We start from the raw sequence: 24,321 nt of genomic DNA, 5'->3' as shown, positions 1-24,321 counted from the left end.
CGGGCGGCGACCGCCCGCCGAGGGAAGGACAATCCTAGCGTACGTCGTACCGTAGTCCGCACGATTACAGCGGGCGTCAGCGGCCGAGGGCCCGGTACCTGCGCACCGACAGCGGCAGGAAGACGGCGACCAGCACGACCGGCCAGATCAGCGCCAGCGCGGGCGCGTGCTGGACGGCCCAGGAGTCGCCGCCCCAGCCGGGGTTGCCGAACAGCTCCCGGGTCGCGCCGACGGTCGCCGACAGCGGATTCCACTCGGCGACCGCGCCGAGCCAGCCGGGCATGGTGGCCGGGGCGACGAACGCGCTGGACAGGAAGCCGAGCGGGAACTCCAGCGTCTGCACTCCGGCCACGGCCTGCTGGCCCTTCAGCACGAGGCCGAGGAAGACGCCCACCCAGACCAGGGCGAAGCGCAGCAGCAGGATCAGCCCGAACGCCGCGACGGTGTCGCCGACGCCGCCGTGCGCCCGCCAGCCGACCGCGAGGCCGACGAGCAGCATCACCGCGAGGGTGAGCACCGCGAAGAGCAGGTCGGCCGCCGCCCGGCCGACCAGCGGGGCCAGCGGGGAGACCGGCATCGAGCGGAGCCGGTCGGTGACGCCCCGGTCCAGGTCGGCGGAGACGGCGAGCGTGGTGAGGCTGATGCCGAACACCATGGTCATGGCGAACATGCCGGGCATCAGGAACTCCCGGTAGTCGCCGCCGCCGGGCACCCGCAACGCGCCGCCGAACAGGTAGGCGAACATCAGCACCATGACGATGTCGAACCCGAGGGCCGCGACCAGCGGGCCCGGGTCGCGCCGCCAGTGGGCCAGGCTGCGCCGGGTCAGCGTGACGCTGTCGGCCAGCAGGGCGGGGCGGCCGGGCGTCACGTGCGGGGACGCGGTGTCGGGCAGGGTCGTGCTGGTCACGCGGGGACCTCCTCGGCGGTCTCGGTGCGGCGGCCGGTCAGGTGCAGGAACACCTCGTCCAGGGTCGGCCGGCGCAGCGCCACGTCCTCGACGGCGACACCCACGGCGTCGAGCGCCCGCAGCACCTCGGTCAGCGCGCCGGCCCGGTGCTCCACCCGGGCGCTGACGAGCCGCCGGTCCGGGTCGACCTCCGGCTCGCCGCCGGTCACCCGGCCGAGCTGGGCCCCGGCCGCGGCCAGGTCGGCGGCGTCGCGGACGACCAGGTCGATCCGGTCGCCGCCGAGCCGGGCCTTCAGGTCGTCGGGGGTGCCCTCGGCGATGACCCGCCCGCCGTCGAGCACCGAGATCCGGTCGGCGAGCCGGTCGGCCTCGTCGAGGTACTGGGTGGTGAGCAGGACGGTGGTCCCCGCGCGGACCAGCTCGCGGACCGCCTCCCACACCTCGTTGCGGCTGCGCGGGTCCAGCCCGGTGGTCGGCTCGTCGAGGAAGAGCACCGCCGGGGCCAGGATCATCCCGGCGGCCAGGTCGAGCCGTCGGCGCATGCCACCGGAGTACGCCTTGACCGGCCTGCCGCCCGCGTCGGCGAGCCCGAACCGGTCGAGCAGCTCGTCGGCGCGCTGCCGGGCGCGCTTCGCGCCGAGGTGGCACAGCCGGCCGAAGATGACCAGGTTCTCGTGGCCGCTGAGCACCTCGTCCACGGCGGCGCGCTGCCCGACCAGGCCGATGCGGTGGCGCACCTGGTCGGGCCGGCGGGCCACGTCGAAGCCGGCGACCTCGGCGCGGCCGGCGTCGGGGCGCAGCAGGGTCGACAGGATCCGCACGGCGGTGGTCTTCCCCGCCCCGTTCGGGCCGAGCAGGCCGCACACCGTTCCCGGCCGGACCCGCAGGTCGAAGCCGTCCAGGGCCGGGGCGTCCCCGTACCGCTTGCGCAGCCCCTCCGCCGCGATCGCGTATCCACCCGCTGTCACGTCGCCCCCTCCGCCGCACCCCACCAACGTTGCCGTACAAGATACGGTAGCACGTACGGGCAGGGCGACGGTGACGCCGCTACCGGCCGATCGCCGCGTAGCGGGCCTCCGTGGCGGCCTTCTGCGGCCCCCACCACCACTCGTTGCGGCGGTACCAGTCGACGGTGGCGACCAGCCCGTCGGCCAGGTCCCGGTGGCGGGGACGCCAGCCCAGCTCCCGGCGGATCTTGGAGCTGTCGCAGGCGTAGCGCAGGTCGTGGGCGGGGCGGTCCGGCACGTGGTCGAAGTCGTCGGCGGGCCGACCGAGCAGCGTCAGGGTCAACTCCAGCAGGGCGCGGTTGCTCCACTCGGCCCCGGAGCCGATCAGGTACGTCTCCCCGCACACCCCCGCGTCGAGGATCAGCAGCACGGCGTCGTTGTGGTCGTCGACGTGGGTCCACTCCCGCACGTTCGCGCCCGTGCCGTAGAGCTTGGGCCGCTGACCGCGCAGCACGTTGGTGATCTGCCGGGGCAGGAACTTCTCCACGTTCTGGTACGGCCCGTAGTTGTTCGCGCAGTTGGACGTCGTCGCCCGCACCCCGTACGACCGGCCCCACGCCCGCACCAGCAGGTCCGAGGCCGCCTTCGTCGCCGAGTACGGGCTGGACGGGTCGTACCGGCTCTGCTCGGTGAACGCCCCGCCGCCGTGCAGCGGCAGGCTGCCGAACACCTCGTCGGTGGAGACGTGGTGCAGCCGCCGGTCGTGCCGGCGAACCGCCTCCAGCAGCACGAACGTGCCCTCGACGTTGGTACGCAGGAACGGCGTCGGGTCCTGCAACGAGTTGTCCACGTGGGACTCGGCGGCGAAGTGGACCACCGTGTCGCAGTCCGAGACCAGGGCGTCGACCAGGTCGCCGTCGCAAACGTCGCCACGGACGAAGGTGATCCGGTCGGCGACCTCGGCGAGGCTGTCCCGGCTCCCGGCGTAGGTGAGCGCGTCGAGCACGGTCAGCCGCAGGCCCGGCCGGGCGGTCAGCGCCCGGCGCACGAAGTTGGCGCCGACGAACCCCGCACCCCCGGTGACCAGCATGTGTTCCATGCCGCGACGCTAACCGACGCGGCCCGCAGCGGGGTCGGACCCGGCCACCTGGGCGCACTGCCTAGGCTCGCTGCCGGGCGGACTGTCCACCCCACACACGGCGCGGAGGTGCGGAATGAGCGGGCCCAGCCCCACCCAGCGGTCCCTCACCCGGGACGACGTGGCCTGGCACGTCCGGGCCTCCCTCGGCCCCGGGCGTGACGTGGTCGACTGCGGACCGCTCGGCGGGGGCGGCTTCGCCACCGTGTGGTGGCTGACGCTGGACGACGGCGGCGCGGCCGTGCTGAAGGTCGCGCCGCCGCCCGAGGCCCGCCTGCTGCGTTACGAGCGCGGCCTGGCGGCGGCGGAGGCACGCTACTTCCGGCTGGTTGCCGCACACGCGCCGCAGGTGCCCGTGCCCCGGGTGCTGCACCACGGCCGGGACCCGGAACGCGGCGAGTGGCTGCTCACCGACCGGCTGCCCGGGCGTCCCCTCGCCGAGCTGACGGCCGACGTCGACGCCGGTCCGGCCCGCGCCGACTTCGGCGCCGCCACCGTCGCGCTGCACCGGATCACCGGCGACCGGTACGGCTACGACGGCGACCGGGCCGGCGGGCCGACGTGGTCACGCGCGTTCGCCGCGATCATCGACGACCTGCTCGCCGACGCGGTGGACTGGGACGTCGCCCCGCCCGGCGGGCCACGGCTGATCCGGGAGCTGGTGCGCCACCACGCGGGGGCGCTGGACGAGGTGCGCCGCCCCGCCCTGCTGCACTTCGACGGCTGGGACGGCAACGTCCTCGCCGCGCCGGACGCGACCGGCGCGTACCGGATGTGCGGGCTGGTCGACGGCGAGCGTTACCTGTGGGGCGACCCGCTGCTGGACCTGGTCTCGCCGCTGCTGTTCCGGCGGGCCGAGGACGAGCCGGACCACCCCTTCCTGCGCGGTTGGCGGGCGGCCGGCGGGCACCCGGCGGCGTTCGACCCGGCGGCCCGGGTGCGGCTCGGCCTCTACCGGCTGCACCTCTACCTGCTGATGATCGTGGAAATGCCCAGCCGGGGGATGACCGGGGAGAACGCGTCGGGCCGGTCCGCGCTCCTGGTCGAGCTGCTCGACCGGGAGCTGGCCGACCTCGGCCGGGGCCTGCCCCGCCCCTGAGCCGGCGTCCGCCGACTGTTCCGGGTCACTCGGTGGGCATCGGGGCCGGCTCCGCGCTGCCCATCCGGCCCGGGTCCCAGTACGAGCCGTCCGGGGACGGCGCCCGGCTGCTCGACGCGCCGCTGTCCCCCACGGACGCCGGCGCCGCCGGCCGCTCCCCCGGCCCGGACCGGCGGGCCGCCACCCCGGCCACCACGACGGCGACCACGACCACCGCGACGGCCACCGCCACCGCCGCACCCCACCCCTGCCTCATCCCGCACTCCTCTCCGCCGCCCCCGCGGCGACGCGGGACCGGGAACTCGACGCCCGGCCACGACCACACTCTTTGGACGCGCGCCGCCCCCGGCCGGATCCGTCGGGTCCGGGCCGGGGGCGGGCATCACCCGATCGGATGACTCAGACGCGGGCCGCGACCGAGTTGTAAACGTCCATGACCGCGGTGTCGAAGTACGAACTCTTGTTCACCCCGGCGCTGTTCAGTGTGCTCATGATTCCGTTCACGTAGCCGTACACGTCGTTGTAGAGGCGTAGCCAGACCGAGCCGCTGGAGCCGCCCGTGAAGCCGCAGTTGAGGGCGATCTTGTTCTCGCTGCCGGGCCGGTACGTCGTGCCCTGGCAGTACTGCTGCCACCCGCCGTCGTACGGCGGCGCCGCCGGGTAGGCGAGAATGGTGACGGCCTGGGTGTAGCTGTAGTTGACCGAGAGCCCGTTGCCGCCGACCCGGTCGACCAGCCGCTGGCCCGACGCGTTCGGGTACACGGTGATGTACGAGACGTCCCGGTCGAGGTTGCTGTCGTTGATCCAGGCGTTGAACGCGGTCAGGTACTTGGCCGACCACCGGCCGTACGGCTCGGCGCCGTAGTTGTAGAGCGGCACGAAGACCCAGTTCTGCATCCACTGGCCGCCCCTGCCGCCGTGCACGCAGTGCCCGGCGCTCATGACGAGCAGCTTGGAGGTGCTGTTCACGGCACCGGCCGAGCAGACGTAGTTCTTGCCGTCCACGGGGTTGTAGAAGAAGACCTTGCCGACGGTGGCGGACGCGGCGACGTAGGCGCTGATGTCCCCACCGGCCTGCGACGCGACGCTGGAGGCGGCCGTCACGGTGGGCGCGGCCGGCGGCACGGAGCGGGCCGGCCCGGTCGGCTTCAGGCCCTTGCCGGCCACGGCTCCCGCCTTCTTGACCAGCACGTCCGCCGAGATCGCGGTGCGCATCCGCTCCTTGGTCCAGTAGTCGCTCGCCTGCTGGGCGGCGGTCAGCCCGCTGCGGGCCGCAGTGGTGGAGGTGGTCGCCGCCACCGTGGTGGCCGACGCTCCGCCGACGGGGGCTGCCTGCGCGGGCCCGGTGCCCACCAACACCGTCGCCGCGACGAGCGCGGCGGACGCGGTGACCGTGGCCACCCGCCGGATGTCCGGAAAGTGCATTCGTTCTCCTCCCACCAAACACATTGGCGCTTGTCTAAGCGCTCGGCACAGCATGCGGGGCCGGGAAACGGCGACGGAAGGACCCGGGGCCGTCAACTCTGTCGCTGACAGTGTGTCCGCGACCTGACTGACCGCAAGGATTCAACATCGGACAGTGGTGAAGCTCGGAGGTTTCCGGGCCAGCGCCAAGATGTGGGGAGAACGCCAATGGGCCGGCTCACCCGCCCTCTCGTGCCAGCAGGTCCCCTCGCCGACTTCTACGACCGACTACACGCCCTGCACCTCGCCGCCGGCCAGCCCAGCGTGCGCCGGCTGCAACAGCTCACCCGCGCCGAGCGGCGGCCCCGGGGCATCAACCCGACGTCGATCCACGCGGTCTTCACGCGCCCCCGCCTGGCCCGGTGGGAGGTGGTGGGCGAGATCGTCCGGGTGCTCGGCGGCGACGTCGAGGAGTTCGCCACGTTGTGGCGTCGGGCCAACCGCTGCCAGTCGCACGACGACAGCCTGGTCGACCCTGCGCCGCACGCCCGGCCGTGGGCACCCGCCGACGCCACGCCCGTCCCCCGCGAGCTGCCGCCGGACGTGCTGCCGTTCACCGGGCGCGGCCCGGTCCGCGCCGCGCTCGACGGCCTGCTCGCCGAGGGCGCCACCCGGGCCGCGATGATGACCGTGCTGCTCACCGGCTCGACCGGGATCGGCAAGAGCGCGCTGGCCGTGCACTGGGCCCACCGGGTCGCCGACCGCTTCCCCGACGGCCAGCTCTACGCCGACCTGCGCGGCGAGAGCCCCGGGCAGCCGCCGACACCGGTCGAGGTGCTCACGGCCTTCCTCGACGCCCTCGGCGTCGCCACCGCCGACCTGCCCGCGTCGCCGGCCGCCCTCGCCGCCCGCTACCGCACCCGGATGTCGGGACGCCGGATGCTGGTGCTGCTCGACAACGCCAGCACCGTCGGGCAGGTGCGCCCCCTGCTGCCCGGCTCGCCCGGCTGCCTGGTCCTGGTGACCAGCCGGGACGGCCTGGCCGAGCTGGTCGTGCGGCACGGGGCGCGGCGGCTGGAGCTGGGTCCGCTGAGCGCCGAGGCGGGCGTCGAGCTGCTGCGCGGGCTGATCGGCGACCGGGTCGACGCCGACCCCGAGTCCGCCTACGACCTGGTCCGGCGCTGCGGCGGTCGGCCGCTGGCCCTGCGGGTCGCGGCGGAGCGGATGACCGCCCACCGCACGACCGCCCTGGCCACGGCACCCGCCCTGGCCACGACCGCTCTGCCGGGGCCGCCCCTGGCCCCGGTACGGGTGGTGGACCACCCCCGGTTGTGCGTGCAACGGTCGACGGCGCTGGCTGACTCTGGGTGACCCTCCTCCGACCCCAACCGACCTCGCACGCCCCCTTTGCTCTGCACCCACGGACGCAGCACCCAGCCGGGCTGCACGCGAACGCAAACGCGAACGACGCCGCGACCGGCGGACCGTCGCGCTGCGTAGGCGTTGCGTATGCGGGTGCAGAGCAAAGGGGGCGGAGAAGGTGTCGGCACCCGGCGAGCGGAAACCACGCCGTGTCACGCGACGTCGGCCGGGCCAAGCCAGACCAAGCCAAGCCAAGCCAGGCCAGGCCAGGCCAGGCCAGGCCAGGCACGCTGCCGCAGCCAGCCAGCCCGCGTCACGGCGCTGGGGCTACCTCCGGGGCCACGCCGGGGGCGGGGCTGATCGGCAGCAGCACGCGGAACACCGTCCGGCCGGGCTCGCTCGTCACCCGGATGTCCCCGTGGTGCTTGTTGACCACGATCCGGTACGAGATGTCCAGCCCGAGCCCCGTCCCCTCGCCGACCGGTTTCGTGGTGAAGAACGGCTCGAAGATGCGCGGGCGCACCGCCGCCGGGATGCCGGGGCCGGTGTCGGCCACCTCGACGGTCAGCTGGTCGTCGACCCGGCCGGTGCGGACGGTCAGCGTGCCCTCGTCGCCCATCGCGCCGAGCGCGTTGTCGATCAGGTTGGTCCACACCTGGTTCAGCTCGGCCGCGTACGCGGGGATCGGGGGCAGCGCCGGGGCGTACTCCCGGACCAGGCGGACCCCCGGCGGGAGCTTGCCCTTGAACATCACCAGCGTCGCGTCGAGCAGCTCGTGCACGTCCACCACCTGGTAGGGCGCCCGGTCGAGCTGGGAATACTGTTTGGCCGCGCCGACCAGCTTGGAGACCCGGGTGGCCGCGTCGGCGATCTCCCGCATGAGCAGCTCGGTGTCCACGGTGTAGGTCAGCCACCGCACCGCCGGCTCCAGGTCGTCGGCACCGAGCTCCGCGCGGACCCGGTCCAGCCAGGCGACGTCCAGCCCGCCGGCGACCAGCATCGGGGCCAGCTCCCACCCGGCGGCGATCCCCTGGTCGTCCAGCCAGTCGGTCAGCTCGTCCTCGGCGTCGCTGGTGGCCAGGGGCGACAGCGCACACGCCTTCGCCGCCCGCTCGACCGCCTCCTCCTGCAACGCCACGAGGGCGTGCAGCCGCCGCCCGTCGAGCCGGCCGTCGGCGATCATCGCCAGCTTGTGCCGCATGCCGGCGACCCGGTCCCGCAGGGCGGACGCGGCCCGCACCGCCGCGCTCGCCGGGTTGTTCAGCTCGTGGGTCAGCCCCGCCGACAGGGCGCCCAGGGCCACCAGCCGCTCCCGCTCCCCGACGACCGTCTGGGTGTCCCGCATCCCGATGAACAGCCCCTCCAGCAGGTGCATCGCCATCGGGAACCAGGATCGCACCGCGTGGGCGAACGTCTCGGCGGGCAGCACGAAGAACTCCGCGTCGGTGACCGACCACATCCCGTTGCGGTAGATCTGCTGGTCGTCGAGGTAGGCCTGGGTGGCCCCGCCGTACACCCCGCGCTGCGCCGTGCGGAGGATCTCCACCTCCTCGCCGTGGATCGTCCGGCACAGCCGCACCTCGCCGGCGAGCAGCACGAAGAAGCAGGTCGCCGGCTCGCCCTCGGCGTAGACGGCCTCCCCGGCCGTGCGGTGCTCGACCCGGCCGTGCTCGGCCAGCCAGGCGACCTGCCGGTCGTCGAGCGACTCGAACAGGAACAGCGTCCGCACCTCGGCGGGGGTCAGGCCGCTCACTGCGCCTCCAGGTAGCGGTGCACCAGCGACACGGCCATCGCGCCCTCGCCGACGGCGGAGGCGACCCGCTTGACCGAGGCCGCGCGCACGTCGCCGGCCGCGAACACGCCGGGCAGGCTGGACTCCAGGTGGTAGGGGTCGCGGGGCAGCGACCAGCCGGGCGGCCGGCTCCCACCGGCCACCAGGTCCGGCCCGGTGACCACGTATCCCCGCTCGTCGCGGACCACGACGCCCTCCAACCATTCGGTACGCGGCTCCGCGCCGATGAACACGAACAGCCACGACGCGTCGACGTCGCGCCGCTCGCCGGTGCGGGTGTCGCGCAGGGTCAGCCGTTGCAGGTGCTCCTCCCCCGCGCCGGCCACCACCTCGGTGTGCGGGTGCACGGTGATGCGGTCGATGCGGTCGAGCTGGTCGATCAGGTAGCTCGACATCGACGCCGTGAGGTCCGCGCCCCGGATCAGCACGTGCACCCGGGCGGCGTACCGGGAGAAGTAGACGGCCGCCTGGCCCGCCGAGTTCGCCCCGCCGACGATGTAGACGTCCTGGTCGACGCAGCTCGGCGCCTCGGTGGCGGCCGAGCCGTAGAACACGCCCCGGCCGGTGAGCTCGGCCAGGCCGGGGGCGTCGAGCATCCGGTACGACACGCCGGTCGCCAGCACCACCGCGTGCGCGGCGATGGTGGACCCGTCGTCGAAGCGCAGCAGCCGCGCCGAACCGGCCTCCGCCAAGCCGACGACCTCCCGGGTGCTCAGCAGCTCCGCGCCGAACTTCAGCGCCTGCCGGCGGGCCCGGTCGGTGAGCTGCGCCCCGGACACGCCGTCGGGGAAGCCGAGGTAGTTCTCGATCCGGCTGCTCTGCCCGGCCTGCCCGCCGGTTGCCCGCCGCTCTACCAGCACCGTGCGCAGCCCCTCCGACGCCCCGTAGACGGCAGCGCCGAGCCCGGCCGGCCCGCCGCCGACGACCACCAGGTCGTAGAAGTCCGCCGCCGGGACGACGTTGAGGCCGACGAGGCCGGCCAGCTCCGTCTCCGTGGGCGCCACCAGGGCCTTGCCGTCGGCGGTGACGACCAGCGGCACGTCGGCGGCGCTCGCCCCGGCCGCCGCGAGCAGCCGGCCGCCCTCGGGCTCGTCGGCCAGCAACCAGCGGTACGGCACCAGGTTGCGGGCCAGGAAGTCGCGCACCGCGAAGGACGGGGCGGACCAGCGGTGCCCGACCACCCGGATCTCCGTGGTGGCGGCCTCCGGGCTGGCCGTCCACGCCTCCAGCAGCGCGTCGACGACCGGGTAGAGCTTCTCCTCCGGCGGGTGCCACGGCTTGAGCAGGTAGTGGTCGAGGTCGACCAGGTTGATGGCGTCGATCGCCGCGCCGGTGTCCGCGTACGCGGTGAGCAGCACCCGGCGCGCGGCGGGGAAGAGGTCCATCGCGGCCTCGAGGAACTCGATGCCGTTCATCTCGGGCATCCGGTAGTCGGCGACCAGCACCGCCACCTGCTCGCCGCGCAGCTTGATCTCGCGCAGCGTGTCGAGGGCCTCCGGGCCGGAGCCGGCGCGCACCACCCGGTACCGGTCGCCGTAGCGGCGGCGGAAGTCGCGGGCGACCGCGCGGGAGACCGCCGGGTCGTCGTCGATCGAGAGGATCACCGGGTGCGCCATCGGACCATCAAACCACCCCGGCGTTACGGCTCCGCTGCCCACGGCCCCTGCGTCAGGCCGGCGGGGCCACGGGCGGCGCGGCGGCCCGCCACCTGTCGAGCGTGGCGAGCAGCTCGGCGTATGGCCCGGCGGCGAGGGCGGTGCCGCCGTCGCGCAGGGTGACCGGCCCGGGCCGACGCGGGCGCACCGGGGTACGCAGCTCGGTGCCGTCGCTCAGCGCGATCCAGAGCCGGTCGGCGACCAGCCAGTCGGGCCCGGTGCGGAAGCCGTCCACCTGCTCCCACGGGACCGTCCGCGTCGCCCACAGCCACCGCACCCGCACCCCGGCGGGGCTGACCACCAGCGCGGTGCGGTGCAGCCGCCACGCGATGGTGAGCCACACCGAGAAGAACGCGGCGACCGGCACCACCTGGATCGGGGCGATCCGCTCCCAGTGCGTGGCGACCTGCAGCCCGGCGAAGAGGCACAGCATCGTGCCGGCCGAGGCGATCGCCCCGCTGAACCACCGCATCGGGTCCGCGTACGGCCGCGTCCACGTCCTCACAGGACCATCCTGGCAGCCGGGGTCGAGCCGCACCGACGTCGGACGTCCCCGTGGCAGGGTCAGGCGGGCGGGCCGGCGTGCGCCACCTCGGCCTCGGTCGACGGCGGTGCCTCCACCGGGGCGGCCCGGCGGCCGTGGGTGGCGGTGACGGTGACCGCCGCGGCGACGGCGACGCCGAGGGCGATCCACAGCACCGGGTTGGTGCGCAGCCCGTCGGGCAGCTGCTGGGCCAGGACGAACACGCCCATCACCACCACGAACCACCCGAACGCCCGGCGCAGCACCGCCTCGGGGACGCGCCCGGCGAGCCGGCCTCCGGCGAGGCTGCCGACCACGGCGGCGGCGGTGACGGCGGCGGCCAGCCCCCAGTCGATGCTGACGGTGGAGAGGTAGCCGGCCAGGCCGGCGAAGGACTTCATGGCGATGACCACCAGCGAGGTGCCGACGGCGACCGGCATCGGCAGGCCGCCGAGCAGCGCCAGCGCGGGCACCACCAGGAAGCCGCCACCCGCCCCGACCAGGCCGGTGACCAGCCCGACCACGACCCCGTCGAGGATCACCCGCGGCACGGGAAGCTCGTGCGGCACGGGCCGGTCCCCGGCGTCGCGCCGCCCCCGGATCATGGCGACCGCCGTGGCGAGCATCATCAGGGCGAACCCGGTGAGCAGGACGGCGGCCGGGACGTACGCGGCGAGGCGGCCTCCGGCGTACGCGCCGGTCATGCCGGCGAGGCCGAAGACGAGGCCGGTGCGCCAGCGCACCCGGTGCGCGCGGGCGTGCGGCAGGACGCCGACGGCGCTGGTGGCGCCGACGACGAGCAGCGAGGTGGCGATCGCCTCCTTCGCCGGCAGGTCGGCGACGTAGACGAGCAGCGGCACGGCGAGGATGGAGCCGCCGCCGCCGAGCAGGCCGAGGCTGACGCCGATGAGGACGGCGAGGCCGACGGTCAGGGCCAGGCTGCCGGTCACGACCGCCGCCCGGCGGTCGAGCCCTCGCGGAGCTGGCCGACGATGGTGTCGAGGTCGCAGCTCGCGCCCCGGTTGTAGGGCAGCCTGCCCAGCAGCATGCCCATCGCGCAGGTGTTGGTGAGGGCGGCGACGGTGAGGCCCGCGCCGATGGCGGCGGCGACCCACTTGAGGCCGGGGACGAGCACCGATCCCAGGACGGCGACCAGGACGATCGAGCCGGCGACGAGGCGGACCTGCCGTTCCAGGTCCCAGCGCGGGACGCCCTGCCGGACGGGCGCGTGCGCGGCCTGCCAGGCCAGCATCCCGCCGTCGAGGACCTTGAGGCGGGGCAGCCCGACCCCGGCGAGGGTCTGCCCGGCCTGGGTGGCGCGCGCGCCGGAGCGGCAGATCAGCACCACGTCCTCGTCGAGGTGGTTGCGCAGCTCCTCGCGGTGCTCGCGCAGCAGGTCGAGCGGGACGTTGTAGGCGCCGGGGATGTGCGCGGTCTCGAACTCGGCGGGGGTACGCACGTCGAGCAGGCGGGGCGCGCGGCCGGAGTCGATCAGCTCGCGGAGGCCGGCGGCGTCGAGCGTGGCCGGGCGGGTGTTCTCGGAAGTGCTCATGTCTCCTCGTTCCTGTTGTCGGTCCCGGTCGGTCGGGTCTGGGCCCGCTCGAACCGGTCGTCGATGACGACGACCTCCCGGCCGGCGTTGGCCAGCAGGGACGCGGCGGCGGTGGCGCGGTAGCCGGAGCCGCAGTGCACCCAGACGGTGCCGGCGGGCACGTCGGCGAGGCGGTTCGGCAGGTCGGGCAGGGGGATGTGCACCGCGCCGTCGAGGTGGCCGGCGGTCCACTCGTTGGTCATCCGGACGTCGAGCACGACGTCCGGCGCGGGCAGGCCGGCGGGCGGGTGTCCGGCGCGGGCGGCGGCGAGCGCGGGGAAGTCGGCCGTGGGCAGCTGCCGTAGCTGCTCCGGCCGGGCCGCCCACCGTTCGGGCGCGCCCGTGGCCTGGGCGGCGGGCCGGTCGATGCCGATGCGCGCCAGTTCCCGCTGGGCGTCGGCGACCTGCTCGGGGGTCTCGGCGAGCAGGGTGAGCGGGGCGCCCCAGTCGATCAGCCAGCCGAGCCAGGTCGACATCGGCCCGTCGAGGCCGAGGGCGACCGTGCCGGCGAGGTGCGACGCGGCGTACGCCTTGCGGTGGCGCAGGTCGACCACCCACTGCCCGGCGGCGAGCCGGTGGCTCAGCTCGGCGGCGTCGGCGCGGGCCGCCGGGGTGAGGTCGACCGGCGCGGGTCCGGCGGCGTTGGCCACGCCCATGTGGGCGTAGTAGGCGGGGTAGGCGTCCAGCCCGGCGAGGGTCTCGGTGACGAAGTCGTCGGCGGCGAGCCGCAGCACGGGGTTGACCCGCCGTTCCCGGCCGATCGTGGAGTCCGGCGCGTCGGCCTGGCTGGCCGAGCAGAAGCTGCCGAAGCCGTGGGTGGGCCACACCTGCGTCCCGTCGGGGAGCAGGTCGGCCAGCCGTCGGGCCGAGGCGTGCTGGCGGTGGGCGAGGTCGTGGGCGTGCCGCTGCCCGAGCAGGTCGGTGCGTCCGGTGGTGCCGAACAGCAGGGAGCCGCCGGTGAAGACGCCGACGGGCCGCCACCGGCCGGCGGCGGCTTCGTCGAGGACGTACGACAGGTGGTGGAAGGTGTGGCCCGGCGTGGCCACGGCCCGCAGCCGCAGGGTGTCGGAGATGGCGACGGTGTCGCCGTCGGTGACCGGGTCCCGGTCGAACCGGACGTCGTCGGCGGCGGCGACCAGGTATCGCGCGCCGGTCAGGCGGGCCAGTTCCAGGCCACCGGAGACGTAGTCGTTGTGCAGGTGGGTCTCGACCACGTGGGTGATCCGTGTCCCCTTCGTGCCGGCGAGGTACAGGATGCGGTCGACGTCGCGCTGCGGGTCGACCACGACGGCCACCCGGCCGTCGGAGGCCAGGTAGCTGCGGTCGCCCAGCGACGAGGTCGCGACGACGGACACGTCGAGCGTCATTGCGTACTCCCTCCACAAATACCCCGGGGGGTATGCTGTCGGCGGACTGCGCCCGAAGCCGGGCGCACCACGGTCTACCCGCGCCCGCCGTCGCCATGCGGGCCGCGCGCCACCGGCTCGAACATACCCCCGGGGGTACGCGATCCGCCAGCGGCCCACCCGGAAAGGGACGGGACCTTCGACCCGGAATATACCCCGGGGGGTATGCGCTACAGTCGGTGTACCGCCGACCATCACCGCAGAGGAGACCGGCCCATGTTGTTCACGCAGTACTACCTCGACTGCCTGTCCCAGGCGTCCTACCTCGTCGCCGACGAGCGCACCGGCCGGGCCGTGCTGGTCGACCCCCGCCGCGACATCGGCGAATACCTCGCCGACGCGCGGGCGCACGGGCTGACCATCGAGGGAGTGATCAACACGCACTTCCACGCCGACTTCCTCGCCGGCCACCTGGAGGTCGCCGCCGCGACGGGCGCGTGGATCGGCTACGGCCGGCGCGCCGAGACCGAGTACCCGATCCGCAAGCTCGCCGACGGCGAGCGGATCAGCCTCGGTGACGTCACCCTGGAAATCATGGAGACCCCGGGCCACACCCCGGAGTCGATCAGCGTCCTGGTCTACGAGCACGCCGCCGACCCGGTGCCGCACGGCGTCCTCACCGGCGACGCGCTGTTCATCGGCGACGTCGGCCGCCCCGACCTGCTCGCGTCCCTCGGCGTCACCGCAGAGGAGCTGGGCGCGATGCTCTACGACAGCGTGCAGCGCAAGTTGATGGGCCTCCCCGACGAGGTGCGGGTCTTCCCCGCCCACGGGGCGGGCTCCGCCTGCGGCAAGAACCTCTCCACCGAGCGGCAGTCCACCATCGGCGAGCAGCGCCGCACCAACTACGCCTGCGCGCCGATGAGCCAGGAGCAGTTCCTCGCCCTGGTCACCGGCGGCCAGCCGGCCGCGCCGGGCTACTTCGCGTTCGACGCCGTGCTCAACCGGCGGGCGCACGAGCTGTTCGACTCCCGCGCCACGGCCCGCCCGCTCACCGCCGCCGAGTTCGCCGGGGCCCGCGCCGACGGCGCGGTCGTCGTCGACGCCCGCGACCCGCAGGAGTTCGCCGCCGGGCACGTCGCCGGGGCGATCAACATCCCGGCCGACGGCCGGTTCGCCGAGACCGCCGGCAGCGTGGTGGCCCCCGACCGCGCGGTGCTCGTCGTGGCGCCGGAGGGACGCGAGGAGGAGATCGTCGTACGGCTCGCCCGGATCGGCTTCGACCGGGTCCTCGGCCACCTGCGCGACGCGGGGGCGACCCTGGCCGAGCTGGCGTCCGAGACGAGCCGGGCCAGCCGGGTCACGGCGACGGAGCTGCGCGCCGCGCTCGACCGCGCCGAGCCGCCGGTCGTGCTCGACGTCCGCAACGGCGGGGAGCGGGAGCAGGGGGCCATCGCGGGTTCGCTGCACATCCCGCTGGCCGAGCTGACCCGTCGCCTCGACGAGGTGCCCGCCGACCGGCCCGTGGTCGTGCACTGCGCCGGGGGTTACCGTTCCTCGGTCGCGGCGAGCCTGCTGCGCAGCGCCGGCCGGCGGGACGTCTCCGACCTGCTCGGCGGCTACGGCGCCTGGCGGGCCGCGTACGCGCAGGTCTGACCGCCGGCGGGAGCGGCCACGGGCCGGGCCGCCCCCGACGTGGGATCGGGGGCGGCCCGGCCGTCGGTCAGGCCGTCGCGGTGCAGCTCAGCGTCGGGGTGCTGGCCGCCCCCGACCCGGTGAAGCCGAAGCTGGCCTTCCCCCCGGCCGCCAGCGTGCCGTTGTAGCTGGCGTTGCGGGCGGTCACGGTCGACCCGCTGGTGGTGACCGTGGCACTCCAGGAGGAGGCGATCTGCTGCCCGCCGGACCACGTCCAGGTGACCGTCCAGCCCCGGATCGGGCTGCTGCCGGCGGTCACCTCGACCTCGCCCTGGAAGCCGCCGGACCACTGCCCGGTGGACTTGTAGACGGCCGAGCAACCGGCGGAGGCCGGCGGCGTGGTCGCGGGCGGGGTCGTCGCGGGCGGGGTGGTGGGCGGAGCCGTGGTCGGCGTGGTGGTCGGCGGCGGGGTCGTCGTGCCGCCGAAGTTCACGTCGCTGCACAGGTAGTAGGACTGGTCCGAGTGGCTGGCCTGCCAGATCGTGTAGACGATGTGCCGTCCGGTGCGCCCCGGCGCGTTCGCCGGGACCTGGATCGACACGCCCTGGCTCTCCTTGGTCGGCCACTGCGACGCCGGGGTGTTGCCGATCTGGCCGACCAGCTCCAGGTCACTCCACGCCAGCGGCTTGGTCAGGGCGTTGAAGCCCTGCTTGGTGACGTACACCCGGATGTAGTCGGCACCGTGGCTGGCCTGGTCCCACAGCTTGACCTTGAAGCTGTTGGAGACGTTGGTGGTCTTCCACGCGCCGAGCGCGTCGAGGGAGTTGTAGCGGCCGTCGCCGGTGTGGCCGGCGCTGCACAGCTGGCCGTCGGGGATGGCGGCCTGGTGGTTGCCGGCGACGCCCTCGCGGTACAGGCCGTTCCAGTTCCACATGGCCGACGCGTTGTACTGCCAGGCCTGCCAGCACATCGGGTCCTCGGTGGCCATGGCCGGGTTCTGGAAGTCGCTGCCCCAGCGGGCCCAGCAGCCGTAGTTGCGGGACGCCGGGTCGACGGTGGAGCCGTGGGCGGCGGCCGGGTTGGCCAGCGCGGTGGTCAGCAGCAGCGCGGCGGCCGCGCCGACGGCGAGCAGCCACGCCACGAGGGGGATGCGACGTGATCGGACGAGATGGGACACGGAGCCCTCCAGGGAAAGGTCGGACGACGACACCCGGACGGTCGGGAGTTGCCCGCTCCCGCGCCTGCTTGCGTGGCTCCCGCTGCGGCTCTGCCTGGCAGACTCCCACATGCATCGAAACTAGTCAATCTTGACCAGTTCGGGTCGCCGCGGCGCGGGGCACGGACGCCCCGCGCCGCAGCGGCCCGGTCACCGGCGGGCGCGGGCGCGGACGGTCAGCTGGTGGTGCAGGTGATGCTGGCCGGCGGGTTGTTGGTGCCGTTCCAGGTCGCGGTGAAGCCGAACGTGGTGGACGCCCCCGCGGCGAGCGCGCCGTTGTAGGCGACGTTGGAGACCGTCACGTTCGACCCGCTCTGGGTGTGGCTGCCGTTCCAGATCTGGTTGATCACCTGGCCGTTGGGGAAGCTCCAGGACACCTTCCAGCCGTTGATCGGTGCCGCCCCGGCGGTGACGGTGACGTCGGCCTGGAAGCCACCGGACCAGGAGTTGGTGACGGTGTACTTCGCGGTGGCCTGGCCGGCCGGCGGCGGGGTGGTGGTGCCGGTCGGCGTCGGGGTCGGCGCCACGGTCGGCGACGCGGTGGGGGTGGGGGTCGCGCCGACGAAGGTCAGCTTCACCACGTACGCGAGGGCGCTGTACGGCGCGCTCGCCGACGGCATGGTGATGTGCAGGCCGCCCCCGTCCTGGGTGGGCCGGGGCAGGTTGATGTACGTGCCGGCGGTGGAGCCGAGCAGCTGCACGCCGGTCAGGTTGCCCAGGTTGACCCGGCTGGAGGTCATCGTGGTGATGGTCAGGGTGCTGCCCGGCCAGCCCATGACGGTGGCGTACAGGACGGTGTTGTTCTTGTTGCGGGTGAACCGGATGTCCTTGTTGGTGCCCGCGCGCGGCGTGACGAACGACCCACCGCCCATCTGGGTGGGGCCCTCGCCGAAGACGGACCAGGCCCGGGTGCCGTAGATGGACTCGCCGAACCGCTTGAGGTGGTCGCCGATGCCCCGCAGGATGGTCTGCTGCCCGGACGGGATGACGCCGTCGGCCGTCGGGGCGACGTTGAGCACCATCGTGCCGTTCTTGCTGACCCGGTCGATCAGCGCGTGCAGCAGCGCGGTGGTCGAGTAGTAGCCGATCCCCTGGGTGTAGCACCAGCTGCTGCTGGAGACGCTGTCGTCGGTCAGCCAGTACGGGGTCTGGATGCCCGCCGGGCCGCCGCGCTCGAAGTCGTAGACCTCGCCGCGGTTGTTGAACCCGTCCTTGTAGGTGACCACCACGTCCTTGTTCCACGCGACGGCCTTGTTGTAGTAGTACGCCAGGAAGTCGAGCCGGCGCGCCTCGTCGATGCGGCCCAGATAGAGGTCCTGCCAGATCAGGTCGGGCTGGTAGCCGTCGATGACCTCCCGCAGCTTGTCGGTCCACAGCTGCTGCTCGGTGGCGTTGTCGAGCTGCCCGTACAGCTTGCGCAGGGTGGTGCTGGACTGCTGCGGCACGTACTGGTAGTAGCCGCCGAAGTTCCACTGGTGGTGCAGCGAGACGAACAGCTTGAGGCCCTTGGCGCGGATGGCGTCGGCGTGCAGCCGCAGCAGGTCCAGCTTCGGGCCGGTCGCCACGGAGTTCCACTCGTTGACCCTGCTGTTCCACATCGAGTAGCCGTCGTGGTGCTCGGCGACCGGGCCGGCGAACTTCGCCCCGGCGTCGACGAACAGCTGCGCCCACTCGTTGGGGTCCCAGTTGCCGCCGGCGGACTTGAGCTTCGGCGCGAACTGCACCCAGTTGCCCGCCTTGTCGCGGGCGCCGTTGATGAAGTTGTGGTACGGCCACGCGGACGGGTCGCCGAACACGCTCTTGTGGTGGTTGTTCTCGTACGAACCGTTGTTGTACATGTTGCGCGGGTACCACTCGTTGCCGAACGCGGGGACGGCGAACGCACCCCAGTGGTAGTAGATGCCGAACTTGCCGTCCTGGAACCACTCGGCGGCCGGCGGGTGCTGGTCGACCGACGCCCAGGTCGGCGTGTAGCTCTGCGGCCCGGCGGTGGCCAGGGCATTGCGGACGCCGAGCAGGCCGGTGGCGGCGGCGACGCCGGTGGCGCCGCTCGCGATGAGCAGGCCGCGACGGGTCAGTCGATGGGATGACGAGGACATGAGGGATCTCCTGGAGGGACGGGGGTGGGGTGGCATGGGGGGAAACCGGGTCACCGGTAGCCGGCGGCGGTGATGTTGGCCTGGACGGCGTTCTCGGTGGCGTCGGACGGGTAGCCGGAGGTCATCACGCCCTCGTAGAAGGTGCCGCGCGCCCCGTGGCTGTTGTCGCCGCCGATGCCGAGGATGATCGCGCCCTCCTTCTTCATCGGGTTGTAGCCCGGGACGTTGGGCCGCACGCCGTTGTAGAAGGTCGACAGGCCACCGGACTGGGCGTTGCCGCCCCGGATGGCCCAGTGGTTCGGCTCACCCTTGACGATGGCGGTCAGGTAGCGGTGGCTGATGCTGGGGTCGTTGGCGTTGTACTTCTGGTTCACCCCGGAGAAGAGGCCGTTCTCCAGGTCGGCCATGATCCACGGGCCGTTGCCGGCGCCGTAGCCCCAGACCTTGTTGTTGCCGAAGTAGATGGCCTCCATGGTGCCGTTGCCGTTGTCGCGGCTGTTGGTCTCGGCGTTGCCGTAGTCGAAGCAGCAGCCACCGTTGTAGTGCGTGCCGTCGAGGATGGCGTACATGCCCTCGGGCTGGTCACCCTTGGCGATGCCGTTGGTGCTGTTGTTGCGGTATCCGGTGCCGGGGGCGACGTAGACGCCGTACGCCTTGTGCCCGCCGACCGTGGTCGGCGCAAGGGTGGCGTCGGCGAGGTTGTCGTAGCCGCCCGGGGCGGGGCCGGAGAACCCACCGGGCGGGGCCTGGGTGAGCTTGTTACCGCGACCGGACTGGTCGTAGATGATGGTGATCAGGCAGGTGGTGCCGGCGCAGAAGGAGTCCTGCGCGGCGGCGTTGGCGACCCCGCCGGGCGCGAGCGGGCCGATGTCGCGGGTGGTGTTGTCCGACCCGCGCCGCACCTGGTAGAGCGGCCCGTTGTACGCGCCGTACAGCGCCCGGGTGGTGCTGTGCGCGGCCACGCACGGCGTGCCGCCCGCCGCGTAGATGTCACAGGGCTGTTGCGTCGACGGCGGCGGGGTGGTCGGCGGTGGAGTGGTCGGCGGCGGGGTCGTCGACGTCGGCGGGGTCGTCGGCGTCACGCCCCCGGTGCAGGTCGTGCCGTTGAGCGCGAACGAGGTGGGCACGGGGTTGCTGCCGTTGGACGCGCCGTTGAAGCCGAACGAGGTGCTGCCCCCGGTCGGGATGCTGCCGTTGTAGGACACGTTGGTGACGGTCACCTGCGCACCGGACTGGGTGTAGGAGCCGTTCCAGAGCTGGGTGATGGTCTGCCCGGCCCCGAAGCTCCACGTCAGCCGCCAGCTGCTGACCGGGTCGCCCAGGTCTGTGATGGTCACGTTCGCGCCGAAGCCGCCCGGCCACTCCGAGCTGACCGCGTAGGTGACCTGGCAGCCGGCTGCGGCGGCGGTCGCCAACCGCGTGCCGACCAGGCCGCCGCCGACCAGGACCAGCGTCGCGAGGGCCGCGACCAGCCCCGGCAGGCGACGCCATGCTTTGCCACGTTTCATGGAGCCCTCCAGATGCAAACAGAGATGCAGGGATCGGGCCCGGACGGGGTGGGCCCGTGCGCCGCCTGTCGGGACCCGGACTCCGAGGGGCGGTAGGTGACCGGCGCAGCGCGGCCCGGAGGGGGACTCGCCGCCCGGTGCCGGCGTGGCCGGCGGCCCGGACGCCGGGGGCCGCTGACCAGCCGGATTCGCGGCAGCGGACGTGACCCGCGCCGCTGCACCGAGAGAAAGTTAACGTTCACATCGGATGATGTCAATGGTCTCGTCGACCGACGCCGCCCGCACCGAGCCACCCACGGTCAATCGACGGTCGGCCGTCCCACCAGGGGCGGACGGCGCGGCGGGGCCACGGGGCGGGTGAGCGATCTGCAAGAACCGACTCTTGCCGTGTGAACGTTAACACCATATGTTTCGATGTGGGCGAAGGGCACGCCCCGCCGAGACCTGGTAGTGCTCCGGCGGATGGGAGCACGCCGCACGTGTCGCCCGGCAGCAGCGGGCTAATCCGCTCGGCGTGGTCCCAGGCCGCCTCGGCGACCGGATCGCCGGTCGCTCCCGGCCTGGTGACGCCGAGCGGCGCGGCGGTGGATCAGGGCGATGCACAGCGTGATCACGAGGCCGACGTCGGTGCCGCGAACCGCCACGTGGAAGAGCGCGCTGCGGACCGGGTCCGGCTGGGCGACGCCGTACCGGAATCCGAGGGCGGCACCCGCGAGGACGCCGACCGAGACCAGGGCGGCGGCGAGCGGGCGGCTCGGCACGAGCCGTTCGGCCGCCGGTCGCTGCGGATCGCCGACCTCGGTGGCCGTCCGCCACCGACGCGCCGCCCACCAGCAGATCGCCGCCGCCCCGATGAGGCTGCTGGCGTACTGGGCCCACTCGTGGGCGGGAAGCGCCCCGATCCGCTCGTCCAACGCGGGGACCAGCCGGGTGCCCCACCCGCCGCCGTGCGTGAAGCCGTCCCACAGAACGTGCGTGAGCGCGCCGACTCCCAGCGCGGCGACCACCCGGCCGGGTCCCGCCGCCGGGGCCGGGCGGACCCGGCGGCCGACGGCCGACGGCGCGTACGCCACGACGAGCGGTCGCAACAGCGCGATCCAGACGACGTACCCCACGAGACCGGCCAGCACGTCGACGGTGACGACGCCGACGAGGTGGTGACTCAGCCGCGTGGTGTACGGCATCGGCGCGTACAGGGGAAGATCGGGTGCCATGCTGCCGATGGCGAGCGCGGACAGGGGCATCGCCGACCGGGCGAACGGCAGGACAGCGGCCGGGTGAGAACCGGTGAAGGGCATCCGGCGGTCACCCGGTCACGTGGGTCGACCGGAAGCCGCGCCGGTGGAGCCGCGGTCGTGGAGGGGACAGCCGCACCGGACGGCGGGTTCACCCTCCGCCGTCGGGCGTCGCGACATCCGGCGCACCGCGATCGGCACCACGACGGGGATCCGGGTCAGCAACTTCAACAGGCCGTTGCGGCGCAGCTCGCCGAAGAAGGCGGTCCCGAGGATGCGGAACCCGACGGCGAGGATCTTGTCCGGACGTCGGCGGCGGATGCCCAGCACCAGAAGGTATCCGAGACAGAGCAGCTCCCCGCGCCAGAAGGCGACGCGTCGCGCCATCCGCAGCGCCTCCACGGCGAGGAGCTCCGCCTCGCGCATGTCGCCGTCGGCAGCCCGCAGCATCGCGAACCCGAGCTCCACCTGCAGCCGGGCCGAGCTGACGTTCGAGCCGGTCAAGGCCAGCCGCCGCGCCTCGTCCAGGTGGTCCCTCGCCAGCTTCCGGGTGCCGGCCGCGATGAGCGGCTCGGCGATCCTGAGCTGGATGAACGCGTCCGCTTCGACCTCCTCCGGGCAGCGGTCCTGGAACTGCTTGCCCAACAGGTAGAGGTCGATCGCGGTCTGGAACTGCCGGTCGACCTCGGCGATCCGCGCGAGATAGTGGTACGCGGTGGCGACCCACCGCGCGATCGCCAGGTCGTCCGCGTGTTCCCGGTACGCACACGCCTCGGTGAGCACCTCGCGGGCCCGGTCGATGTCCCGGAACGAGGTGAACCGGGCCATCCCCTCATACACCAACGACGCGCACCGGAACGTCCGCTCGTAGCGTTCGGCGGGCATCGCGGTGCGCAGTCGCGCCACCGTGCTGATCGCGTCGTCGTAGCGGCTCACCTCGATCTGGTAGGCCGCGAGCGCGACGATCGCCGTCGCCCAGGCGTCCGAGCCGGTCGGCGACACGTCGATCGCAGTCAGGATCGCGTCGAGCCGCTCGGCGCTGTCGGTCTCGCGCAACGCGAGGAAGGCCGCCTTGGCCAGGCAGAGCCCCGCGATGTCACCGCCGTTCTCCCGCTGCACGGCGATGGCCCGCTCCAGCCCGTCGGCGACCTGCCGGTCGTTGGCCGGCTCGCCGAGGTTGGCGGCGAGGCGGCCGAACTCCGTGAAGTAGGCGGCGAGCGTGTCCGCGTCGACGAGGGCGGGCCGAGCGGCCAACTCGTTGACGTTGAACACGTAGTCGGTGAAGTCCCGCTGGAGCTGCGAGGCCCTCCGCTGCCGCACCTTCCGGGTCAAACCCTGGATGTTGGCCGTCCACCGCTCGCGACTGTTGGCGCGGGCGTCGATCCTCGCCCGCCACTGCGCGGCGTCGAACCCGGGGGCGCTCACGAGGCCGATCCACAGGGCCCCCGCTGCGCACAGTAGAACTCCCGCAGCAGCGAGTGGACCGTGAACCGTTCGTTGTTCCTCAGCGACTTCACCAGCGCGAGCCGGCACGCCATCGCCCGGGCGCGGAGGAATGCCTCCCGGTCCCCGATCTGGCTCAGCTCGAAGAAGTCCTCGGACGCGATGCTGCTGCCGGCCGGCCGGAAGCAGAAGACCGCCATGAGGTTGGCGACGGTGTCGGCAGCCTGTTCGCGGGCGCTCTCCTCCGGCAGGCCCGGATCGCGGAGCTTCTGTTCCAGCACGTTGAGCGAGTTTACGTAGCAGTACGTCCACACCGCCCTGCCCAGGTTGCCGCTGACGTCGCGCAGCCGGCCGATGACGTCGCGGATGGGCAACCGCTCGACCCTGGCCTGGTTGATGATGATCTGAATCAACAGTGGCGTGCGCTCGGCTGCCCGGACCACGTCGTCGAGGTCGCTCTTGCGCGGGTCGAGCAGGCTGTCGTCGGCCACCAGATAGCGCGCGTAGGCCGAGGCGGCTGCGTGGTCGGGCCCGTCCCAGGTCAGCTCGCGCAGGCGGCCGACGCCGGTGCCCGCCACCGCCTCCCGGGTGGTGATGACGACCTTGTGCGGGTCGAGGATGCCCGAACCGGCGAGGTACCGGACCGCGACCTCGGCCTCCCTGGTTTCGAGGTTGTCCACGACGATCAGGCACGGCTCGGCGGGCATGGCCTGCGGAAGCTGCTGTTCGATGAGCGTGTCGTTGAAGTCCGAGCCCTGCGCGAGTTGCTGGGCCAGCTCGACCAGCAGGGCATGCCAGTCGACGTTCTCGCGCTCGGCGTCACGCTCCAGATGGCCGACCCGGTCGATGTGGCTGAACTTCGCCGAAACGCTCGCGACGCGGCGGAAGCCGGCTTCCTCCGCGTGCCGCCTGATCAGCTCGTACGCGAGCGCGGTCTTTCCCACGCCGGCGCCGCCGAAGATGGAGATGATCGAAGCGCCGCCCGGGTTGCGCAGGCTCTCGCCGAGCCTGTCGATCGCCTCGTCGACGCCGAAGAGTCTCTCGTGGTCGACGTTGGTGACGTCGCGGAGCCGGGCGAGGTCGGCGGCCAGCGGAGCCACCCCGGACGGCGGTGCGGGGGGCGGCGGCTCGGCGGGCCCCACCACGAGGGGTCGCTGCCGCTGTTGCCGGACCGCCTGCACCAGGCTTGCGACGGTGACCAGAGTGCCGACCCCGGTGAGAGCGAACGATCCGACGCTGGCGAGTTGGTCGGCGGCCCCCAGCCCGACGGTGCCGACCCCGATCGCGCAGAGACCCAGCAGCGTCACCGTGACCCCGGCGGCGAACACCTGCCACCACTTCGGCTTCACGTCGTCCATATTCGCACGGATCGTTGCCCTGGGCGTGGCGACAACCGGCGGGCATCGACGGCGACGCCG

At 73.4% G+C, this 24,321-nt stretch carries 20 protein-coding genes; 3 read left to right on the top strand and 17 right to left on the bottom strand.

Translation table 11 applies throughout. The features are described 5' to 3' along the window. Positions 1–76: 76 nt before the first annotated feature. The 3 genes from ACVMYR_RS27155 to rfbB form a co-directional block, all read right to left on the bottom strand. Positions 77–910: an ABC transporter permease gene (locus tag ACVMYR_RS27155; protein WP_091284325.1), complete on the bottom strand. Its 834-nt coding sequence runs from the start codon at positions 908–910 to the stop codon at positions 77–79. Further along, positions 907–1,878 carry an ATP-binding cassette domain-containing protein gene (locus ACVMYR_RS27150; protein ID WP_457123101.1) on the bottom strand — a complete coding sequence of 324 codons (972 nt, stop codon included), beginning with the start codon at positions 1,876–1,878 and terminating at the stop codon, positions 907–909. The genes ACVMYR_RS27155 and ACVMYR_RS27150 overlap by 4 nt, the downstream gene beginning before the upstream one ends. A gap of 79 nt (positions 1,879–1,957) precedes the next feature. Then, positions 1,958–2,956 (bottom strand): dTDP-glucose 4,6-dehydratase, encoded by a 999-nt coding sequence (gene rfbB, locus ACVMYR_RS27145; protein ID WP_457123100.1) that lies wholly within the window; start codon positions 2,954–2,956, stop codon positions 1,958–1,960. A gap of 115 nt (positions 2,957–3,071) precedes the next feature. Between rfbB and ACVMYR_RS27140 the strand changes: the two genes are divergently transcribed. Continuing rightward, positions 3,072–4,094: a phosphotransferase family protein gene (locus ACVMYR_RS27140; RefSeq protein WP_457123099.1), complete on the top strand. Its 1,023-nt coding sequence runs from the start codon at positions 3,072–3,074 to the stop codon at positions 4,092–4,094. A gap of 25 nt (positions 4,095–4,119) precedes the next feature. Here ACVMYR_RS27140 and ACVMYR_RS27135 read toward each other — a convergent pair whose 3' ends face one another. Next, the gene (locus ACVMYR_RS27135; RefSeq protein ID WP_144082591.1) at positions 4,120–4,350 is read right to left on the bottom strand and encodes a hypothetical protein; all 231 of its coding nucleotides are present in this window, start codon (positions 4,348–4,350) and stop codon (positions 4,120–4,122) included. 143 nt (positions 4,351–4,493) lie between these two features. Then, positions 4,494–5,519, bottom strand: a complete 1,026-nt coding sequence (locus tag ACVMYR_RS27130; RefSeq protein ID WP_077936987.1) for a trypsin-like serine peptidase — start codon at positions 5,517–5,519, stop codon at positions 4,494–4,496. Positions 5,520–5,750: 231 nt separating this feature from the next. On the opposite strand from ACVMYR_RS27130, the gene ACVMYR_RS27125 reads away from it, so the two are divergent. Further along, positions 5,751–6,869, top strand: coding sequence for an NB-ARC domain-containing protein (locus ACVMYR_RS27125; protein ID WP_457123098.1), 1,119 nt, complete (start codon positions 5,751–5,753; stop codon positions 6,867–6,869). Positions 6,870–7,173: 304 nt separating this feature from the next. Here the strand turns inward: ACVMYR_RS27125 and ACVMYR_RS27120 are convergent, their stop codons facing one another. From ACVMYR_RS27120 to ACVMYR_RS27095, 6 genes are read right to left on the bottom strand one after another with little or no spacing between them, the layout of a single operon-like run. Next, complete coding sequence (locus tag ACVMYR_RS27120) at positions 7,174–8,613, bottom strand: ATP-binding protein (RefSeq protein ID WP_457123097.1); 1,440 nt, start codon at positions 8,611–8,613, stop codon at positions 7,174–7,176. Continuing rightward, complete coding sequence (locus tag ACVMYR_RS27115; protein ID WP_141722322.1) at positions 8,610–10,268, bottom strand: FAD-dependent oxidoreductase; 1,659 nt, start codon at positions 10,266–10,268, stop codon at positions 8,610–8,612. Before ACVMYR_RS27115 ends, ACVMYR_RS27120 begins: the two co-directional genes overlap by 4 nt. A gap of 52 nt (positions 10,269–10,320) precedes the next feature. Continuing rightward, positions 10,321–10,812 carry a PH domain-containing protein gene (locus ACVMYR_RS27110; protein ID WP_228986705.1) on the bottom strand — a complete coding sequence of 164 codons (492 nt, stop codon included), beginning with the start codon at positions 10,810–10,812 and terminating at the stop codon, positions 10,321–10,323. Positions 10,813–10,871: 59 nt separating this feature from the next. Next, positions 10,872–11,780, bottom strand: coding sequence for a sulfite exporter TauE/SafE family protein (locus ACVMYR_RS27105; protein WP_077936983.1), 909 nt, complete (start codon positions 11,778–11,780; stop codon positions 10,872–10,874). Beyond that, the gene (locus tag ACVMYR_RS27100; protein ID WP_457123096.1) at positions 11,777–12,382 is read right to left on the bottom strand and encodes a rhodanese-like domain-containing protein; all 606 of its coding nucleotides are present in this window, start codon (positions 12,380–12,382) and stop codon (positions 11,777–11,779) included. The genes ACVMYR_RS27105 and ACVMYR_RS27100 overlap by 4 nt, the downstream gene beginning before the upstream one ends. Further along, entirely contained in the window at positions 12,379–13,788 is a 1,410-nt protein-coding gene (locus tag ACVMYR_RS27095) for a rhodanese-like domain-containing protein (protein WP_396788131.1), read from the bottom strand. The genes ACVMYR_RS27100 and ACVMYR_RS27095 overlap by 4 nt, the downstream gene beginning before the upstream one ends. 255 nt (positions 13,789–14,043) lie before the next feature. Here ACVMYR_RS27095 and ACVMYR_RS27090 point away from each other — a divergent pair, with 255 nt between their 5' ends. Further along, positions 14,044–15,423: an MBL fold metallo-hydrolase gene (locus ACVMYR_RS27090; RefSeq protein ID WP_396788130.1), complete on the top strand. Its 1,380-nt coding sequence runs from the start codon at positions 14,044–14,046 to the stop codon at positions 15,421–15,423. Positions 15,424–15,490: 67 nt separating this feature from the next. Here the strand turns inward: ACVMYR_RS27090 and ACVMYR_RS27085 are convergent, their stop codons facing one another. The 6 genes from ACVMYR_RS27085 to ACVMYR_RS27060 all read right to left on the bottom strand — a co-directional run bounded on the left by ACVMYR_RS27085 (position 15,491) and on the right by ACVMYR_RS27060 (position 24,261). Then, positions 15,491–16,579 carry a lytic polysaccharide monooxygenase gene (locus ACVMYR_RS27085; protein ID WP_457123095.1) on the bottom strand — a complete coding sequence of 363 codons (1,089 nt, stop codon included), beginning with the start codon at positions 16,577–16,579 and terminating at the stop codon, positions 15,491–15,493. A gap of 215 nt (positions 16,580–16,794) precedes the next feature. Beyond that, a complete protein-coding gene (locus tag ACVMYR_RS27080; RefSeq protein WP_077936976.1) occupies positions 16,795–18,717 on the bottom strand; it encodes an alpha-L-fucosidase in 1,923 nt (640 codons plus the stop codon). A gap of 50 nt (positions 18,718–18,767) precedes the next feature. After that, positions 18,768–20,225: an arabinofuranosidase catalytic domain-containing protein gene (locus tag ACVMYR_RS27075; RefSeq protein WP_457123094.1), complete on the bottom strand. Its 1,458-nt coding sequence runs from the start codon at positions 20,223–20,225 to the stop codon at positions 18,768–18,770. 500 nt (positions 20,226–20,725) lie between these two features. Further along, positions 20,726–21,523, bottom strand: coding sequence for a DUF4184 family protein (locus ACVMYR_RS27070; RefSeq protein WP_431894544.1), 798 nt, complete (start codon positions 21,521–21,523; stop codon positions 20,726–20,728). 15 nt (positions 21,524–21,538) lie between these two features. Continuing rightward, entirely contained in the window at positions 21,539–22,885 is a 1,347-nt protein-coding gene (locus ACVMYR_RS27065; protein WP_077936973.1) for a hypothetical protein, read from the bottom strand. Continuing rightward, a complete protein-coding gene (locus ACVMYR_RS27060) occupies positions 22,882–24,261 on the bottom strand; it encodes an AAA family ATPase (protein WP_457123093.1) in 1,380 nt (459 codons plus the stop codon). The genes ACVMYR_RS27065 and ACVMYR_RS27060 overlap by 4 nt, the downstream gene beginning before the upstream one ends. Between the last annotated feature and the right edge of the window lie 60 nt (positions 24,262–24,321).

It is taken from the genome of Micromonospora sp. PTRAS2, from assembly GCF_054052245.1.
This window is presented reverse-complemented; position numbering and strand designations above follow the sequence as displayed.

Excerpts from the sequence above, each read along its gene's own strand:
- rfbB (WP_457123100.1), bottom strand. The coding sequence starts at position 2,956 with ATGGAACACATGCTGGTCACCGGGGGTGCGGGGTTCGTCGGCGCCAAC.
- ACVMYR_RS27140 (WP_457123099.1), top strand. The coding sequence starts at position 3,072 with ATGAGCGGGCCCAGCCCCACCCAGCGGTCCCTCACCCGGGACGACGTG.
- ACVMYR_RS27135 (WP_144082591.1), bottom strand. The coding sequence starts at position 4,350 with ATGAGGCAGGGGTGGGGTGCGGCGGTGGCGGTGGCCGTCGCGGTGGTC.
- ACVMYR_RS27130 (WP_077936987.1), bottom strand. The coding sequence starts at position 5,519 with ATGCACTTTCCGGACATCCGGCGGGTGGCCACGGTCACCGCGTCCGCC.
- ACVMYR_RS27115 (WP_141722322.1), bottom strand. The coding sequence starts at position 10,268 with ATGGCGCACCCGGTGATCCTCTCGATCGACGACGACCCGGCGGTCTCC.
- ACVMYR_RS27100 (WP_457123096.1), bottom strand. The coding sequence starts at position 12,382 with ATGAGCACTTCCGAGAACACCCGCCCGGCCACGCTCGACGCCGCCGGC.
- ACVMYR_RS27095 (WP_396788131.1), bottom strand. The coding sequence starts at position 13,788 with ATGACGCTCGACGTGTCCGTCGTCGCGACCTCGTCGCTGGGCGACCGC.
- ACVMYR_RS27090 (WP_396788130.1), top strand. The coding sequence starts at position 14,044 with ATGTTGTTCACGCAGTACTACCTCGACTGCCTGTCCCAGGCGTCCTAC.
- ACVMYR_RS27080 (WP_077936976.1), bottom strand. The coding sequence starts at position 18,717 with ATGTCCTCGTCATCCCATCGACTGACCCGTCGCGGCCTGCTCATCGCG.
- ACVMYR_RS27075 (WP_457123094.1), bottom strand. The coding sequence starts at position 20,225 with ATGAAACGTGGCAAAGCATGGCGTCGCCTGCCGGGGCTGGTCGCGGCC.
- ACVMYR_RS27070 (WP_431894544.1), bottom strand. The coding sequence starts at position 21,523 with ATGCCCTTCACCGGTTCTCACCCGGCCGCTGTCCTGCCGTTCGCCCGG.
- ACVMYR_RS27060 (WP_457123093.1), bottom strand. The coding sequence starts at position 24,261 with ATGGACGACGTGAAGCCGAAGTGGTGGCAGGTGTTCGCCGCCGGGGTC.